Origin of the sequence: Rugamonas apoptosis (assembly GCF_014042355.1) — a bacterium.
Taxonomy (GTDB): Bacteria; Pseudomonadota; Gammaproteobacteria; order Burkholderiales; family Burkholderiaceae_D; genus Rugamonas; species Rugamonas apoptosis.
The window spans coordinates 15991-32824 of the sequence record NZ_JACEZU010000004.1 but is presented as its reverse complement, the minus strand read 5'-3'; the positions used below and the strand labels follow the sequence as shown (position 1 = coordinate 32824).

Below are 16834 nucleotides of genomic sequence, written 5' to 3'. Positions count from 1 at the left end.
GATCAGCCCAACTGGCGCACGATGTGAGGTCCCAGCGCATTGGCCAGCCGCAGGGGCAGCCGCTGCCAGGCCCGGATCAGCAGCCGGTAGCGGGGATTGAGGGGATGGTTGGCGGGCACCTGGCGGGCGCGGTGCAACTGGTATTCGTAATGCAGCGGTTGCGGCGTGAAGCCCCAGTTCTTCTTGAAATCGTAGGAACCGGTACCGGCCTTGCTGCGGCCGAAATCGAACACCCGACTGCCGCGCTGGCACGCATGGCGCATCACTTCCCAATACATATAGTCGTTGGCGGCCAGCGCGCGTGCGGCCTGGCCGCCGCCACCGTAATAGGGCAGGATCTCGTCGCGGAACCGGAAACTCAGCACGCCGCTGACGGCCTGCGCCCCGTGTTCGATGCACAGCACTTCGCAGTCCGCGCCAAACTCCTGTTGCAGCAGACGAAAGTAGCGCCGGCTGAAGACGGGCGTGCCAAGGCGGTGCACGCTGGCCGCGTACAGCGCGTAGAAGCGCTCCGTGTCGTCGTCGAAGCGGCTGAGCAGGCCGGCCGCCGCACCCTTGCGCACCATGGCCCGCTGTTTGCGGGGGATGGCCAGCAGGTTGGTGTCGGGTTCGGGCGACAGGGGCTTGCGGAAGGTGTGGTACATATCGCTGCGCGGCCAGTCCGCATGGCGGGGCGCCAGGTTGCGGTATTCGAGATGGTCGACGCCGAGGCGGGCCGCCAGCGCCTGGGCGGCCGCGTCCAGGGCGGCAGCTGCTTCGGCGTCGAGCGCCGCAACGCCGCCGTAGACGCAGAACGGCAGCGAGACGAGGCTGTTGCCGAACAGCGGACTGCGGATCTGGGCCAGCGGCAAGATGCCACGCAGTACACCATCCGATTCCGCGTACAGGAACCACACGGGGTGGCCAAAAGCCTGTTCGATCACGTTCTTCCAGCCGGCCCGATGGAAGAACGTGGCGTCGGGGCAGGCCTGCACGAAGCGATCCCATCGTTCGGCGTCGCCCGTCCCCATCAGGCCGACGATGGGTGGGGCGGTGACATGGGGCGGACGATCCAGTGTCATGGCTGCTCCGGGAAGATGTCGGCGATCGTGCCCCATTCGAAGTCGTGCAGCAGCCGGCCGATGCGCGCTTCCATCCGGCCCAGGTTCAGGTAGTGGCGGAACCGGGTCGACCAGGCGAGGCCGTGCTGCCGCGGTTGGCCGGGGTCCAGCTCCCAAGGGTGAAAGTAGAATATCCCGGCCTGGCCATCGCGCGAATTGATCCGCCGCAAGGCCCAGCGCGAACAGCGGTAGGGATAGAGCCGGAAGTAGCCGCCACCGCCAGCCGGCAGATTGTGGCCGCCGACGCGGATGGTACTGACTGGCAGTTCCAGCAAGCCTTGCCGGCCGTCCGGATAGTGGGCGAAACGGGGCGCGTCCGGGGCGCCGTAGTGGTCGTGCCGGATCGGGTACAGGCTGGAACTGTAGCGGTAGCCCGCCGCCTGCAGGCTGGCGTGGGCCCAGGGGCTGGCCGCGCCGATGGAAAAGCTGGGGGCGCGATAGCCGCGGACTGGCTGGCCACTCAGTTGCTCCAGCAGCTGCTTGCTGCGGCTGATGTCGTGCATGAATTCAGCCTGGCTCATGCCGCTCACGCGCGCGTGGCCGTAGCCGTGGCTGGCCAACTCGTGGCCGCCAGCGGCGATACGGCGCACCAGGGCCGGATAACGTTCAGCCACCCAGCCTAGCGTAAAGAAGGTGGCGCGGCAGCCCGCGCCGTCGAGCAGGCCGAGGATGCGATCCACATTCGCTTCCACCCGGCACGGAAGGCTGTCCCAACTGTCGCGCGCGATGTGGGGCGCGAAGGCCGATACATGGAAGTAATCTTCCACGTCGACGGTGAGCGCGTTGCGGCGGGCCAGTGCGGACGACGGGGCCGGGTTCATGGCGCGCGCTCCCGCCGTTGCGCCAGCCATTGGCCGACCACGGCCGCGATGCGGGGCGCCGCGTGGCCATCCCACAGCCGTGGCACCCGGCCCGCCTTGCCGCCATATTGGAGAATGTCGTCGCACAGGGCCAGGATGACGGCTGGGTCACGGCCGGCCAGCGCGTTGCTGCCTTCGCTGATGGTGATGGGGCGCTCCGTGTTGTCCCGCAGCGTCAGGCAGGGCACGCCCAGGGCCGTGGTTTCCTCCTGCACCCCGCCGGAATCGGTGAGCACCATGCGCGCGCCGCGCATCAAGCCCAGCATGTCGAGATAGCCGAGTGGCGGCAGGCAAGCCAGATGCGGCTGGTCGAGCAGGCCGCTCATGCCGAATTGCTCCAGTCTGGCGCGCGTGCGTGGATGGAGCGGGAACAACACGGGCAGCCGTGCGCTGAGGCGGCCGGCCATTTCCAGCAGCGCGCGCAGGCGCTGAGGATCATCGACGTTGCCGGCCCGGTGCAGCGTCAGCAGCGCGTACGGCGCGCCGCGCGCGATGAAGCCGGCCAGGTTGTGGCTGGCCAGCACCTGCTCCGGCGCGGGCGCGCCTGGCAACAAACGCAGCAGGGTGTCGATCATCACGTTGCCGACGAAATGAATGCGCGCGCTGGGGATGCCTTCACGCAGCAGGTTGTCGGCGGCGCCCGCTTCGGTGGTAAACAGGAGTTCGGACAACTGGTCCGTCAGCACCCGGTTGATTTCCTCCGGCATCGCGCGGTCAAAGCTGCGCAAGCCGGCCTCCACATGCAGCACGGGCACGTTGCGCTTGGCCGCCACCAGCGCGCAGGCCAGGGTCGAGTTAACGTCGCCCACCACCAGCGTTGCCGTGGGCGCCTGCTGCTCAAGCACGGCGTCGAAACGGCGCATGACCTCGGCCGTCTGGACGGCGTGGTTGGCCGAGCCCACGTCGAGCGCGATGTCGGGTGGCGGCAGGTCCAGCGCGCTGAAGAACTGGGCATTCATGGCGGCGTCGTAATGCTGGCCGGTATGCACCAGCGTCAGGACGGGCGCCGGTTCAAGCTGGCGCAAGGCGGCCAGTACCGGCGCCATCTTCATCAGGTTGGGGCGGGCGGCGACGACGCACAGCAGGCGTGGCGGGGGGGAGGGGGCGATGGACATGGTGGCGGCACTTTCTCAGAACAGCAGGATCATGGCCGCGCTGACGGCGTTTTCCCGGTAGTCGCCGCCCGCATTGCTGCGGTGGCGGGTGTGGCGCACGTCCAGCGTGGCCGTCAGCTTGGGCTGCAATTGGCGCGTCAGGTTCAGATTGACGCTGTCGTTGCGGTCCGTGCGGCCTGTGTCCAGCGCGTCGGCCACGCTGCGGCTGGCGGCGGCGCCGAGGCTGTCGCGTGACGACATGCGCCAGCTCCACCCGGCCTGGACGGTGCGCTGGCGCGTGTACTGGTCCAGCGCCAACTGGCCAGGCGGCAGCAAGGGACTGTCGATGGCGCTGTTGGTCTGGGTAGTGCGGCGGCTCGTGTTCAGCGCCAGCGCGAGCGTGCTGCGCGGACCGGAATAGACGGCCGCGCCACTCCACTGCTTCTGCAGGAAATACTGGTGGCTGAAATAGTTGACGTTGCCCGCGTAGGGACCCAGCAACTGGGACAGGCGCAGGAAGGCGTTCACCACCTGTAACCGCATCTGCGGGTCGGGAATACGGACGGCCCATAGCTGGTAGAGGAAATTGCCCACCACGTCAGGCTGCAGGCGCTGGAACTGGGCCGAGGTGGTGCTGATATCCTCGTCGTAATTGAGGGTCCAGACCACGGTATGCATGCGGTGTTGCAGCGCCAGACTGTGGGTCTGGCCAAAGAAGCGGCGGCCCACACTGGCCGAGGCGCTGGTCCGGTCCGATGGCTGCCACGCCGCGCCGGCCGACCAATGGCGCCCGCGTGGCGCGGTGTCAAGCGCCTGATAATCGGCCCGCTCATAGCCGACGGTACCGAACACGGTGAGCATGGGGTCCACCGGTACCCGCAAGGTGGCGGCCGCGTCGTTGTTGGTGACCGGCACCGAGGCCACGTCGCGGGTGCTGCGGTGGTCGGCGCTGGCCTGCCATTGCCAGCCGCGCCCGCCGTCGTCGCCGCTCAAGCTCAGGCGCAGGTCGCGGCTGTCGACGTCGTACAGGCTGTCGGCCCGGACGCGCTCATAGGCGTAGCGCAGCTCCGCCGTCGCCAGACCCCGAAAATAGTGGCGCAGCATGGGCGTGACGCTGACCGTGCGGGTGGAAACCGCGTTCGTGCTGTCCTGGCCAGGGTCGGTGATCTGGGGACCGAAGGCGGAAATGTTTTGCTGGCTGATGGCCGTGCGCGCGTCCAGGTACAGCCATTCTGGCAGCAGTTCGGCGTGTCCGCCGGCGTCGAGCGACTGGGTCCTGCGCGCCGCCTCGGCCGTGCTGCGCCGTTCCTGCAGCGTGTAATCGAGCTGCAAGGTGAGCCGGGGACCGGTGGCCGCGACCGCGATGCCGGGCGCCAGTTCGGTGATCCAGGCGGAGCGGGCCTCGGACTGCGGACTCAGGCGCACATTGTCGGAATAGCTCTCGCCGACGCGTACGCTGGGCGAAATCGTCCAATCGGCCGGTGTGGCCGACGCCGGGATGCCCAGCGCCACCACCGCCCACGACCAGTGCCGAGGTCCGCGCCATGGTGCGCTAATCATAATAGCCATAGTATTGGCCGCCCGGGAACTCTTTGGTCTTGTTGTAGATCAGGTTCACGTGCGGACATTGTTCGACGCGGCGCAAGGCTTCCTGGACCGCGTGCTGGGTCGTGGTTTCCGCTTCCACCACCATCACGATCTGGCCCATCTGGGTGGCCAGCACGCTGGCCTCGGTCGTGATCAGCAAGGGCGGCGAATCGAAGATGACGATCCGGTCCGCGTAGCGTTCGGCGATGTCGGTCAACAGCGCGCTCATGCTGCGGCTGGCCAGCAGCTCGGTGGCGTGCTTGAACGGCCGCCCGGCCGGCAGGATGCTGAGCGTGGGGACGTTGGTGCGCAGAATCACCTCGGGCAGGCCGAGCTGGTCGTTCGTGAGGATATCCATCAAGCCGGGCGCCGAGCCCAGGCCCAACACCTTGAGCACGGACGGGCGCGCCACGTCGGCGTCCACCAGCAGCACGGTGTTGTCCATTTCCATGGCGATGCTCATGGCCAGGTTGACGGCGCAATAGGTCTTGCCTTCGCCGGGCAGGGCGCTGGTGATGAAGATCAGGTTGCCATGCCGGATCGCGCCCCCGCCCGTCTCAGCGCGGGCGTTGCGCAGCAGCGGCCGCTTGATGATGCGGAAATCCTCGGCCACGCTGGTGCGGCCGCTATCTTGCGTGACCATGCCCATTTGACTCAGGCGGTCCAGGTTGATTTCAACCAGGCGGTTGGCGCCGATGGCGGCGGGCACGGTATCGGTGTTCATCATGGCCAGGGTCCCTTACAATTTGAGTAGCGTGGCGGCCATCACGCCGCCATAGGCGCACAGCAGGATGCCAAGCGCGCCGCCGAACGCGTATTGGGCGCGCTTGCGCCGGCGCTTGCCCGCTTCCGTCCAGTTCATCGCCACCGTGCCGAGCACGGGCAAGCCGGTCTGCTCGCGCAATTCGCTGGGACTGAGGAAGGTGGGCCGGATCTGGCTGATCAGCAGCGCGGCGGCATTGCCGATCAGGATGGCGCCACCGAGCACGGCGCTGTACAGCAAGCCGCGGTTGGGGCCGACGGGCGTGACGGGCACGGTGGGCGGGTCGATGATCTTGAAGGTCATCATGTCGGTGGTGGTGCTCAGGTCGCCCGACAATTTTGCCGCTTCGCGCCGGCCGATCAGCTTTTCGTAGTTATCCTTGTTGATCAGGTAGTCGCGGTTGAGCTGGGCCAGTTGCGATTCCACTTCCGGCACCGCATTGGCCCGCGATTGCAGCCTGGCGCTGCGCGCCTCGTATTCGCGCACCCGTGCCTTGATGGACGCCACCCGCGCGTCGGCTTCTGTGAGCGACACTTTGAGCTGCTGCAACATGGGGCTGTAATTCTTGCCGGGATCGCTGCTGGCCGCGCGCAGCTTGCTTTCCTCCACCTTGCGTGCTTCGAGCTGGGCCACCAGGCGCTTGGCGGCCACGATGTCCGGATATTGTTCCGTGTATTGCATGCGCAGCGCATCCAGGTTCTTGTTGAGCACGGCGATGCGGGCGTCGAGTTCCGGATTGGCGATGGCGGCCGGATCCAGGTCGGCGCCCAGGATGGGTTCGTCGCCGCTGATCTGGCTGCTGATGGCGTTGCGGGCCTGTTCGGCCTCGGCCAGCTCCAGCCGGGCGCTGTTGAGTGCATCGGCCGCCATCAGCAGTTGTGCGCCATAGTCGCCCCCTTCACGGGGCAGCAGCACGTTGTGCTTGAGCTTGAATTCCTTGACCGAGTTCTCGGCCGCCACCAGCTTGTCCTCGTAGCTCTTGATCTGTTCGTCGATGAACTGCACCGCCTTTTGCGACTCGCCCCGTTTGCCGCCCAGGCTGCCTTCGACAAAAATCGTCAGCAGCGACTGCACCACGTCGCGCACCAGGCGCGGATTCTTGTTGTTGTAGGTGATGGTGTAGATGTCGAAGGTGCCGGTGCCGCCGATCTTGATCCGGCTCAGTAACTCATCGAGTTGCCGTTCGTGTTCGCGCGGGGTACTGGCGTTCAAGTCCAGGTCCACCATGCGCATCACACGCTCCACGTTGGGCCGGCTCAACAGCGTGCGGCTCATGATGGCCACCTGCTGTTCCACGTTGGGTACGCTGGTCATACCGGCCAGCAGCGGTTTGAGGATACTTTGGGTATCGACGAACACGCGGGCCGTGGTCTGGTAGTCGTCCGGCAGCGTGGCCACCTTGACCCAGCCCAGCACGGCGACCAGCCACATGATGGCCAATCCCTGCCAGCGATATTTCCATATCCCTTTCAGGCTGGATAGCAGTTGGCTGATTATTTCCTGCATGGCCCAGTTACTCCCCGGCGGTTGTGCTTGAGGCGTGCCCCAAGACGTTGCTCTTGAGAGCGAATTATAGGATTGACATCGAAGTCTGAATTTCGAACCTGTCCCGTGCTTGAGGCAAATCAACAGCACCCGGCGCGGTTTTCTGAATCATAGACAGCGTTAGGTGGAGCCTGGTCCACGACTTGTAACGAGGAGTGACGTGATGTCCATTCATATCCGTAGCGCCGGTGGCTGGCTGCCGGTCATCTTTGCCGCATCGCTGGCCCTGGCCGGCTGTGCGCACCGCCCGTCCGCGCCGCCCGAGGCGACGCCGCCCCTGGCGGACTATACGATTGGCGCCGGCGACATGCTGACCATCAATGTGTGGCGCAATCCCGAAGTGTCGCTCAGCGTGCCGGTGCGTCCGGACGGCAAGGTCACCACGCCGCTGGTGGAGGACATGCCGGCGGCGGGCAAGACATCGACCCAACTGGCCCGCGATGTCGAAAAGGCATTGGAGAAATATATCCAGCAACCGATGGTGACCGTCATCGTCACCAGTTTTGTCGGCCCGTATGCGCAACAGATCCGCGTCATCGGCCAGGCGGCCAAGCCGCAGGCATTGCCGTACCGGCAAGGCATGTCGCTGATGGACGTGCTGATCGCCGTGGGCGGGGTGACCGATTTCGCGGCCGGCAACAAGGCCAACATCATCCGCATGCTCGATGGCCGGCAGCTGAGTGTGCCCGTGCGCCTGCAGGATTTGCTGCGCGATGGCGACATTTCCGCCAATGTCACCATGCTTCCCGGTGACGTGCTGGTGATCCCGGAAAGCCTGTTCTGAAGCTTGCTGCATGCAAGTGAACATCCCCTCACTGGCAAAAAAATATTCACGTTTTTCGGGAACTTTCTCTCTGGACAGGCGGTCAGAAGTGTATGAGCCCCAGCGCAAGTTAACTCGGCACGGGGTGCACCGACCAAAGGGGGATGCCATCGTGCAAGAAGACGACACCATTATTTCCTTCGAAGCCGTTTCAGGTCTGCGTGACCTGGTGGTGGGCGAAGGACGCGCCAGCGACGCGCCAGACGATCAGATCGACCAGCAGACGTTCCATATCCGGATGGCCAATTCACATGGCCGGCGCGAGGCGGCCAGTCTGCTATTGAAAAAAATGTACGGCTGGCGCGGCTACGCGGTTGATCCCGGTGTCAGCCACGCGCTCAACAAGATCACGCTGTTCGCCGAAACGGACGGCCACACCGTGGGCACCATGTCGTTGTGCCTCGACAGTGAGGACGTGGGCTTGCCGGCCGACGAGAACTTCCGCGACATGCTGGACGAACTGCGGTCCCAGCAGCGGCGTTTGTGCGAACCGTCGCGGCTGGCGATCGACAAGGGCGTATCCAAGCGCGTGTTCGCCGCGCTGATCCATATATCGTATATCTACGCCCACAACATCCATGGCTATACGGATTACGTGATCGAAGTCAATCCTCGCCATGTGATGTTCTACAAGCGCATGCTGGGCTTTCGCGATTTTGGCGGCGAGCGGCCGTGCACCCGGGTGGGCGCGCCGGCCGTGCTGCTGCGCCTGGACCTGGCCTACATGGGGGAACAGATCCGTCAATTTGGCGGACTCATGGAGCAACGGAGCAATGAACGTTCTTTCTATCCCTATTTCTTCCCCACGTGGGATGAGCCCGGTATCACGGCCCGGCTGATGCAGGGACGGACCTAGTCAGGGATGCGGCGCCGGGCCGCGCAGGTAATTGACGGGGATGGCGTAGGTGATCCCGCTCGGTGTGGCGATGGCAGCCTCTTTCAAGCCCTTGACGTACACCATGTTGATCACGCCATAGACCAACCCCGTCTCCGTGTCGTACAGCGGGCTGCCGCTGTTGCCCGGGTAGGCCGTGCCGTCCAGCTGGAAGATCGGGTAGGCTTGCCGGTGCAGCTGGCTGGCCAGCCGTGCATCCAGCTTGCCGGAACTGACGGGCGGCGTGGCCACGGGCGTGATGGCCGACACCATGCCCCGGTGTGTGACGGGATGCAAACCCAGCACCATCCCCAGCGGGAAGCCCGTGAAGGCCAGCAGCCTGCCTTCCGCCACGGTGCTGGAATCGCCCAGGCGCATGGCGGGCAACGGCGTGCCAGCCATGTGCAACTGGGCCAGGTCGTGCTCCTGGTCGAGCGCGCTGATGGACGCCGCGCGAAACTGGGCGCCGTCGCCCTGGCCGACCAGTACGCCCAACACCTGGGAGGCGTCGGCGTTGCGCAAGTCCTGCAGCACATGGGCCGCCGTGACCACGGTCAGGCCATCGCCGATCACGAAGCCGGTGCCGACAAAGGTGAGGGGCGGAGTGCGCAGTTTCTGGTAACTGCCGATGCCGACGATGGAAGGTTTGGCATGCTCGATCACCTGCTCCAGCTCCGCCCCCGTTGACGCCGGCCCGGCCAGCGCCATGACTACCCAAGGCCACAATTTCATGCTGATGCCCCCTTGGTCCGTCCAGGCCGCAGCGCCGCCGCGCACAGCAGCAACATCGACAGCAGGGCGATCCTGGGCACATCGAGCAAGCTGTCGAAGAGGCCGACGGCGTGAAACGCGGCCAATGATGCCAGCCAGACGGCCGCCTCACGCTCACCCATCAGCATGCGGCGCAGCAATCCCGTGACGACCGTCAGCAACAGGCCGGCGTAGGCCGTCAGGCCCAGGGCGCCCAGTTCGAAATACAGGTTGAGCGCTATATTTTTGATGTGCCAGGGTAAATGGTAGCGGTCGCTGCTGAAGAACCAGTAGTCATTACCGTCGGTGAAGGCGCCGTTGCGCAACAGCTCGTGCTCGGTGATGGCGTCACGCACACTGACGTTGTCGACCTCCAGTCGCGCGTCCTGCCCTTCGAGCGACAACTCCAGTTGTACCGGCACGCGCCAGTAAGGCGGACCCTGTCCCAGCAAGGTGGAGTTGACGAGAAATCGCAGATGGCGCCAGGTATCGCCATGCGCCAGCATGGGCAAGGGCGTGGCCGTGCAGCGTTCCGGATACAGCAGCAGGCGCGCGCACAGATTGATGTGCAGGTAGGCCGGTGGCCCGGGATTGCGCACGTCCAGCTCCACCAGGTAAGGCGTTTGAGGCCGCACGTCGACCCGCTGCAGCATGCGCAAGCGTTCACCATAGCCATGCGTGAACGCGGACGCACTCAATTGCAGGTAGCGGTTGTTGTGCTCGTCGATGTAGCGGTAACTGGGCGGCTGTTCACGGCCTGGATTGTGCCAGTAGTACGTGGCCGGAAAGGTGCCCAATCCCATCCCCAGCCATGGCGCCACCGGATCCGCTTCCATCATGAGCAGGGTGTGGCGCCAATGCACGGCGCGCAGGCGCAAGTCACCCACACTGCTGCTGAAGCGTTCCATCACATAGTAGCTGTTACAGATCGGCACGGAAACGCCGATCAACAACAGGCCGGCGAACAGGTGGCCAAGTTGCACGGAAGGCCACGTGGCTGGCGGCACTGGCGCACCCGCCGGCGCCCGCGCGCGCGCGAGGGTCGCATAGGAATGGAGCAGGGCGCCGCCGGCGGCGGCCGCCAAGGTCGTGCCCAGTCCGCGATAGCCATATGACAGGAAGGCCCGTTGGCAAACATAGGCCAGCGCGCCCACCGCGGCCACGGCGGTGCCGAGCACGAGCGTGGGACGCGGCCCCGCACGGCGCAACTGCGCGGCCAGCAATATCAACAAAGCCAACGCCAGGGCCAGGTAGAGGCCACGGGAAAACGTGGTCAGGCTGACGTAGACCGTGCCTGCCAACAAGGGGAGCGACAGCCAGCGTGCGCGGCCGACCCCCAGGCGTTCGGACATGAAGGCGAAGGCGAGCAGTGGGGCGCACAAGGCCAGATAGCCATCCAATGCGGCGCCGCCCGTGTGCATTGCGGAGAAGGGGGCGGTGGTCCGGTAGTCGCTGGCGAAATTCGTCAAGCCGGGAAACCAGGCCCGTTCGCGCACATCGGCCAGCGTCACCAAGGCCAGGCCGGCCAGCATGCCCGGCACCAGATAGCGGAACAAACCCTCCAGTTGTGCGCCGGCCGTGCGTCGCAACGGCATCCACAGCAGCATGGCCCAGCCCCATGCTTTTCCCACCCGCAAGGCATTGTAGGGGCTCAAATAGTTGTTGAATCCGTTCACGTCCGGCGGTGGCCATGGACGGCCGCCACGCCAGATGCCAATGGCCCAGCCCAGCGCCAGCAGGCAGAGCCAGAACATCACGCCCGCCGGCAGCCGCGCGGCTTGCTCCCTGCCGCCGGCGGGCCCCAGGCGGGGTGTGCTCGCGTAGCACACCATGACGGTCACCATGAGCAACAGGTCGCTTTCATCGATGAAGAACCAACCGGTCACGGGCGCCAGATCCAGCGTGGGCAGCAGCGCCGGCAACAGCAGCAGCCAGAGGCGGGGCCGCCAGCAGAGCGCGGCGCCATAGCCTAGCAATATCAGGCCCAGCCAACTGCGCTCAAGCGGAAAGTCGGTGAGCGTCGCCACCAGGCCCGCGCCGGCCAACATGGATACCACATGGCAGGGCCAGGCGCGCATGGATTACCACTTGGCCAGCAAGGACTGGACTTCCTCGCGGCGGCCGAAGTCCTTGTTAGCCAGCAGTTGCTGGAATTGGGCCCGCGCATCCTGCCGTTTGCCCGCGTCCGCCAGCAACATGGCGTAGTGATAGCGCACTTCCGTCGATGCTGGTGCCGCCGCGCTGGCCTGTTGCAGCAGCGCCAGTGCGCGCGCTGTCTGTCCCTGTTCCTTCAGGATCCAGCCCAGCGTATCGAGCACGGCGCCGTTATGAGGCGCCAGCTTGACGGCGCGCTCTGCGAAACCGGCGGCCCGCGGGTCGTGCTGCTGCTGGCAGATCCAGGCCAAATTATTCAAGGCGATGATGTTGTTTGGATCTTGCTGAACGGCCAGCTCGAACTGGACGAGCGCGGCTGGATAGTCGCGGTCCGCGAGCAAGCTTTCCCCGAAGCGCACGCGCACGGCCTGGTCGTCGGGATGCCCGCGCAGCCAACGCGCCATGCCGGCGTGCGCCGCCGTGGCGTCGCCAGCCATGTGCTGGGCGTCGTGGATGGCGATCACCATGAGGCCGGACGGGTGCAGATCATAGGCGCGCTGGTAAGCGCGCAGTGCGGGTGCTGCTTGCTTCTGCAGCATCAACAGGTCACCTTCCAGTTTGTAGGGCAGAGGACTGTCGGGATGTTGTCGTCGCATGGCGTGGACAATATCCAGCGCGGCGCCGTAGCGGCGCTGGCTCATTTGCACGCCAGCCAGCATGGCCTGGGCCTCCGGATAGTCGGGCCGCAAGGCGATCGCCCGTTCCAGGTTGTGCGCGGCGGTCGCCGTGTGCTTGAGCGCCAGCTCGGCGCTGGCGATGTGCAGTTGCACGGACGCGTTTCCCGGTTGCACGAGGGCCAGCTTGTTCCAGCTGTCGAGGGCGGCGTCGCCATTGCCCATCGCGCCTTGTGCATCGGCAAGCAAACGCAACACGTCGGCTTGTTGGGGCAAGCTGGTCTGCAACTTTTGCGCGATGACCAGCCCCTGTTGCGCCGGACCAAATTGCAAATAGAACCGGGCCAGCGCGATGGCCGGTGCTGGCGCGTCCGGCGCGGTGCTGGCGGCCCGTTCCAGCCAAGTCTTGGCCGGGCCAAGCTGGCCTTGCACCAGCGCCAACCTACCCAGGGCCGTCATCAAGTCGACGTTTTTCTTGTCAGTGGCCAACGCCGCCTCCAGGCGCTGGCGGGCCTGTTCGGGATGCTGTTCGTACAGGTCCAGTTGGGTCAGATTGTCGAGCGCCGCCTGGCTGTGCGGATCATGCGACAAGGCGTGCAGGAAACTGGCGCGCGCGGCTGTCCGATCTTGTTTGGCCAGCAGCACACCCCCCTTCAGGTTGTCGACCAGGACATTGTCACCCTGGTGCTGCTCCATCCTGGCGATGGTGCGCAGGGCCAGGTCGGTCTTGCCGTTGCGCAGTTGGGCCAGCACCAGCAGCAATCCGGGACGGGGGTTGGCCGCATCCATGGCCGCGGAGCGCTCCAGTTCCGCCAGCGCCGCGTCCGTGTCGCCCATGGCCATGCGGCTCAGGCCCAGCGCCGCATGCAGCGGGGCGGATGCGGGCGCGAGTGTGCTGGCTTGCTGGTACATGGCGCTGGCCTTGGCGTATTGCTTCAGTTGCATGTAGGCTTCGCCCGCCAGGACCAGCGTTGCCGGCTCGTCCGGCTGCCCGGCCAGCATGGGGGTCAGCAGGCGTATCGCCTCGCCGGCGTTGCCATTGCGCACAGCGATCGTGGCCAGCAAACGCGTCGCGTAACGATGGCCGGGGTAGGCGTCGAGATAGCGCCGCAGATGCTGTTCCGCTTGGGGCAGGGTGCCCCTGCCCAGTTCCACGGCGCCCATCAGCAAGATACTGGGCAGATGGTCCGGTGCGGCGCGCAACACCAGTTGCAGTTGCTCCTGGGCCGAGTCCAGCTTGCGCTCTTGAAAATCCAGCAGGGCTTGCTGGTATGCTAGCTTAGGACTGCCAGGCGCCAGCTTGCGCGCGGCGACCAGTTCCGTCCTTGCCAAGGCAGACTGCCCCGATTGCACATACAGCGCCACGATGTCCACGCGCGCCTGGACCAGTTGCGGCCGCAGCTTCGCAGCCTGGCGCAGCGCCACCAGCGCAGGCTCGAATTTGCCTTGCGCCTGCAGCAGTTCACCGCGCAGCCGGTATGCGCCGGGCTCGTTCGGCGTGGCGGCGATGGCGCGGTCCGCCAGTGACAGGGCGGCGTCCGGGTGATGCTCGCGTTGGGCGATCCGGGCCAATCCCAACAGGGCGCTGGGGTTGGACGGCTGGCGCACCAGCAACTGTTCGAACAGGGTGCGGGCCGCGTCCAGACGGCCCAAACCCAGCAGCGCATCACCGCGTACCGCCTGCTGGCGCGGCTGGGCCGGATCGTCAGGCAAGCGTTCCAGCGCCTGTTCGTAATGCCCCTGTTGCACCAGCGCGCTGCCCAGCGCGGGCAGGACGTCGGCCGACGGCATTTTCAGTTGATCGGCCCGCCGCAACTCCTTTTCGGCAGAGACGGGGTCGCCCACTTCCAGATACAGCTGTCCCAGCAGGATACGGGCCGCACCAAGGCCGGGGTCGTGTTGCAGCACATTTTTGACCTGGATGATGGCCGACTTCGGCTCGCCACGCGACTGGTAATCGCGGGCCTCCGCCAGCAAGGTGGCGTCGTCCTTCAACCTGCCACAACCGGACAGGCTCGCCAGCGACAGCGCCGCTACCAGCAGCAGGCGGGCCCTTCCCCTCAGGCTGGATGACAAACTGGGCATGGGGTTCTCCTCCGAATCGATCACGCTAGGGTAGGAAGTTTGCACGCGGGGCTCCTTGAGTGGGCGCAAAGGTACGCGCATTGGCAGCGAGCGGCATGCGGCTTGTGCTATCTCAACGGCATGCCGGCGCCGATCCGTACAATCGGGACGTCGCGCCCATCCGCCGGTAGGGCCGCATACAGCCTGGACGGGCGCTCAACAGGAGGAAGGCATGGACGTTGTGGCGGTAGTGGGACTGGGTTATGTGGGCTTGTCGCTGGCGGTGGCGTTTGGCGCGCACCGGCACACCATCGGCGTCGATCTATCTGAACGCAAGGTGGCGAGCTACCGCGACGGAGTGGATCCGGCCGGCGAAGTGTCGGCGCAGCAGTTCGCGGCCGCCAAGTGGCTCAGCATGGGGTGCGATCCGGCCGCGCTGGCCGCCGCCGACTACATCGTGATCGCCGTGCCCACCCCGGTCGACAGCGCTCACAGTCCCGACTTTAGCGCGCTGGTCGGCGCCAGCGAAAGCGTGGGGCGCAACATGAAGGCGGGCGCCATCGTCATCTACGAGTCGACCGTCTATCCGGGCGCCACCGAGGAAATCTGCATCCCCATCCTGGAACGCTGCTCGGGGCTGCGCTGGCGGCACGACTTTCACGTCGGCTTTTCCCCCGAGCGCATCAATCCCGGCGACCGGGAACATACGCTCGCCTCCATCCGCAAGGTGGTGGCCGGCGACGACAGCGCGACCCTCGATCGGGTGGCGGCGCTGTACGAACTGGTGGTGGCGGCCGGCGTGCACCGGGCTTCCAGCATCCAGGTGGCGGAAGCGGCCAAAGTCATAGAAAACACCCAGCGCGACCTGAACATCGCCCTGATGAACGAACTGGCCATCATCTTCGACCGGCTCGGCATCGACACCCTGGAAGTGTTGCAGGCGGCCGGCACCAAGTGGAATTTCCTGCCGTTCCGCCCAGGCCTGGTGGGCGGACATTGCATCGGCGTCGATCCCTATTACCTGACCCACAAGGCCGAGATGCTGGGCTACCATCCGCAGGTCATCCTGGCCGGGCGCCGCATCAACGATGGCATGGCCAAATTCGTGGCCGAGAAGGCGGTCAAGGAAATGGTACGGGCCGGCTTCAAGCTGAAGGGCTCCTGCGTCAACGTGCTGGGGCTGACGTTCAAGGAAAATTGCCCGGACCTGCGCAACTCCAAGGTGGTGGACTTGATCCGCGAGCTCGAATCGTATGGCTTGCAGGTCCATGTGCATGACCCGGTGGCGGATCCCGAGGAAGCGCTGCATGAATATGGCTTGCGGCTGGAAAGCTGGGAACAGTTGCCGCGCGCCGACGCGCTGATCAGCGCCGTCGGGCACCGGGAACTGTTGGCCCGGCCGCTGGTCCAGTATCAGGACAAGGTCACGGAAGCCGGTTGCTTCATCGATATCAAAGCCCACTTCGACCAGCGCAGCCTGCGCGACAGCGGCCTGAACGTATGGAGACTGTAAGCACCCACGGCGGCGAGCACGGCTTGCCAGAATCAGCCTACCAGCGGGTGCGGGAACGGCTGGAAGGCCAGCGCCATCACTGGCTGATCACGGGCGTGGCCGGCTTCATCGGCTCGCATCTGCTGGAAGCGTTGCTGGAACTGGGCCAGCAGGTGACGGGCATGGACAACTTCCTGACCGGCCACGCCCACAATCTGGACCAGGTGCGCGACAGTGTTGGCCCCCATGCGTGGGAACGGTTCCGCTTGCTGCAGGCCGATATCCGCGATCCCGCGGCTTGCCAGCAAGCTTGCACGCAGGTGGACTTCGTGCTGCACCAGGCCGCGCTGGGCTCGGTACAACGGTCGATCGAGCAGCCGCAGCTGTGTAACGACATCAACATCGGCGGCTTTCTGAATGTACTGACAGCCGCCCGCGCGGCGGGCGTGCGGCGCGTCGTGTATGCGGCGTCGAGCGCCACCTATGGCGACCATACCGCCTTGCCCAAGGTCGAACACGTGATCGGCCAGCCATTATCGCCCTACGCGTTGACGAAATATGTCAATGAATTGTATGCCGGCGTGTGCGCCCGCTGCTATGGCCAGGAAGCCATCGGGCTGCGCTATTTCAACGTCTACGGGCCGCGCCAGGACCCCGCGGGCGCCTACGCGGCCGTGATTCCCCAGTGGATAACGGCCATGCTGGCTTGCCGTCCGGTCCAGATCAACGGCGACGGCGAAACCAGCCGCGACTTCTGCTACGTGGGCAATGTGGTGCAGGCAAACTTGCTGGCCGCGCTGGCGGAGCAAGCCGGCGCCGTCAACGAAGTCTACAACGTGGCGGCCAATTCGCGCACCAGCCTGAACGAGCTGCATCGCCTGCTGTCGGAATTGCTGGCCGAACGCCGCCCCGATTTGCCCGTGCTGGCGCCCCAATACCGAGCCTTCCGCGCCGGCGACGTACGACATTCCCATGCCGATATCGACAAGGCGGGCCGCCTGCTCGGTTATGCCCCCACCCATGACTTGCGGCGCGGCTTGCGGCTCGCGCTGCGCTGGTACTTGCGCCAACGGCCGGTCGCGGCCTAGCGCCGCCGGCCCGTCTGCCGGCGCGG

Annotated in this window: 13 protein-coding genes; 4 read left to right on the top strand and 9 right to left on the bottom strand. The window is 65.8% G+C overall.

Features of this window, described 5'->3' with window-relative positions:
- Window positions 1-2: 2 nt before the first annotated feature.
- From H3H39_RS09465 to H3H39_RS09440, 6 genes are read right to left on the bottom strand one after another with little or no spacing between them, the layout of a single operon-like run.
- A complete protein-coding gene (locus H3H39_RS09465; protein ID WP_229217977.1) occupies window positions 3-1010 on the bottom strand; it encodes a FemAB family XrtA/PEP-CTERM system-associated protein in 1008 nt (335 codons plus the stop codon).
- 47 nt (window positions 1011-1057) lie between these two features.
- Window positions 1058-1921 carry an XrtA system polysaccharide deacetylase gene (locus H3H39_RS09460; RefSeq protein ID WP_182153130.1) on the bottom strand — a complete coding sequence of 288 codons (864 nt, stop codon included), beginning with the start codon at window positions 1919-1921 and terminating at the stop codon, window positions 1058-1060.
- Window positions 1918-3075, bottom strand: a complete 1158-nt coding sequence (gene wecB, locus H3H39_RS09455; RefSeq protein WP_182153129.1) for a non-hydrolyzing UDP-N-acetylglucosamine 2-epimerase — start codon at window positions 3073-3075, stop codon at window positions 1918-1920. The genes H3H39_RS09460 and wecB overlap by 4 nt, the downstream gene beginning before the upstream one ends.
- Window positions 3076-3090: 15 nt before the next feature.
- Complete coding sequence (locus tag H3H39_RS09450) at window positions 3091-4623, bottom strand: TIGR03016 family PEP-CTERM system-associated outer membrane protein (RefSeq protein WP_182153128.1); 1533 nt, start codon at window positions 4621-4623, stop codon at window positions 3091-3093.
- Window positions 4607-5368, bottom strand: a complete 762-nt coding sequence (locus tag H3H39_RS09445) for an XrtA-associated tyrosine autokinase (protein WP_182153127.1) — start codon at window positions 5366-5368, stop codon at window positions 4607-4609. Before H3H39_RS09445 ends, H3H39_RS09450 begins: the two co-directional genes overlap by 17 nt.
- Window positions 5369-5380: 12 nt before the next feature.
- A complete protein-coding gene (locus H3H39_RS09440; protein ID WP_182153126.1) occupies window positions 5381-6910 on the bottom strand; it encodes an XrtA system polysaccharide chain length determinant in 1530 nt (509 codons plus the stop codon).
- Window positions 6911-7112: 202 nt separating this feature from the next.
- Here H3H39_RS09440 and H3H39_RS09435 point away from each other — a divergent pair, with 202 nt between their 5' ends.
- Both H3H39_RS09435 and H3H39_RS09430 read left to right on the top strand, forming a co-directional pair.
- A complete protein-coding gene (locus tag H3H39_RS09435) occupies window positions 7113-7733 on the top strand; it encodes an XrtA/PEP-CTERM system exopolysaccharide export protein (protein ID WP_182153125.1) in 621 nt (206 codons plus the stop codon).
- Window positions 7734-7884: 151 nt separating this feature from the next.
- Window positions 7885-8628 carry an N-acyl amino acid synthase FeeM domain-containing protein gene (locus H3H39_RS09430; protein WP_311196884.1) on the top strand — a complete coding sequence of 248 codons (744 nt, stop codon included), beginning with the start codon at window positions 7885-7887 and terminating at the stop codon, window positions 8626-8628.
- Here H3H39_RS09430 and H3H39_RS09425 read toward each other — a convergent pair whose 3' ends face one another.
- Genes H3H39_RS09425 through prsT form a run of 3 tightly spaced genes read right to left on the bottom strand, consistent with a single transcriptional unit; the run spans window position 8629 to window position 14294 of the window.
- Window positions 8629-9378: a S1 family peptidase gene (locus tag H3H39_RS09425; protein WP_182153124.1), complete on the bottom strand. Its 750-nt coding sequence runs from the start codon at window positions 9376-9378 to the stop codon at window positions 8629-8631.
- Window positions 9375-11474 (bottom strand): hypothetical protein, encoded by a 2100-nt coding sequence (locus tag H3H39_RS09420; RefSeq protein WP_182153123.1) that lies wholly within the window; start codon window positions 11472-11474, stop codon window positions 9375-9377. Before H3H39_RS09420 ends, H3H39_RS09425 begins: the two co-directional genes overlap by 4 nt.
- Window positions 11475-11477: 3 nt before the next feature.
- On the bottom strand, window positions 11478-14294 hold the full coding sequence (prsT, locus tag H3H39_RS09415) for an XrtA/PEP-CTERM system TPR-repeat protein PrsT (RefSeq protein WP_182153122.1): 2817 nt from the start codon (window positions 14292-14294) through the stop codon (window positions 11478-11480).
- Between the two features lie 166 nt (window positions 14295-14460).
- On the opposite strand from prsT, the gene H3H39_RS09410 reads away from it, so the two are divergent.
- Window positions 14461-15741 (top strand): nucleotide sugar dehydrogenase, encoded by a 1281-nt coding sequence (locus H3H39_RS09410; RefSeq protein ID WP_182153121.1) that lies wholly within the window; start codon window positions 14461-14463, stop codon window positions 15739-15741.
- On the top strand, window positions 15729-16808 hold the full coding sequence (locus H3H39_RS09405; RefSeq protein WP_182153120.1) for an SDR family oxidoreductase: 1080 nt from the start codon (window positions 15729-15731) through the stop codon (window positions 16806-16808). Before H3H39_RS09410 ends, H3H39_RS09405 begins: the two co-directional genes overlap by 13 nt.
- The last annotated feature ends 26 nt before the right edge of the window (window positions 16809-16834 follow it).

Bases quoted from the DNA above. Each gene is read 5' to 3' on its own strand.
- H3H39_RS09405 (WP_182153120.1), top strand. From the start codon at position 15,729: ATGGAGACTGTAAGCACCCACGGCGGCGAGCACGGCTTGCCAGAATCA.
- H3H39_RS09445 (WP_182153127.1), bottom strand. From the start codon at position 5,368: ATGATGAACACCGATACCGTGCCCGCCGCCATCGGCGCCAACCGCCTG.
- H3H39_RS09465 (WP_229217977.1), bottom strand. From the start codon at position 1,010: ATGGGGACGGGCGACGCCGAACGATGGGATCGCTTCGTGCAGGCCTGC.
- H3H39_RS09435 (WP_182153125.1), top strand. From the start codon at position 7,113: ATGTCCATTCATATCCGTAGCGCCGGTGGCTGGCTGCCGGTCATCTTT.
- H3H39_RS09425 (WP_182153124.1), bottom strand. From the start codon at position 9,378: ATGAAATTGTGGCCTTGGGTAGTCATGGCGCTGGCCGGGCCGGCGTCA.
- H3H39_RS09450 (WP_182153128.1), bottom strand. From the start codon at position 4,623: ATGGCTATTATGATTAGCGCACCATGGCGCGGACCTCGGCACTGGTCG.
- wecB (WP_182153129.1), bottom strand. From the start codon at position 3,075: ATGTCCATCGCCCCCTCCCCCCCGCCACGCCTGCTGTGCGTCGTCGCC.
- H3H39_RS09440 (WP_182153126.1), bottom strand. From the start codon at position 6,910: ATGCAGGAAATAATCAGCCAACTGCTATCCAGCCTGAAAGGGATATGG.
- H3H39_RS09410 (WP_182153121.1), top strand. From the start codon at position 14,461: ATGGACGTTGTGGCGGTAGTGGGACTGGGTTATGTGGGCTTGTCGCTG.
- H3H39_RS09420 (WP_182153123.1), bottom strand. From the start codon at position 11,474: ATGCGCGCCTGGCCCTGCCATGTGGTATCCATGTTGGCCGGCGCGGGC.
- H3H39_RS09460 (WP_182153130.1), bottom strand. From the start codon at position 1,921: ATGAACCCGGCCCCGTCGTCCGCACTGGCCCGCCGCAACGCGCTCACC.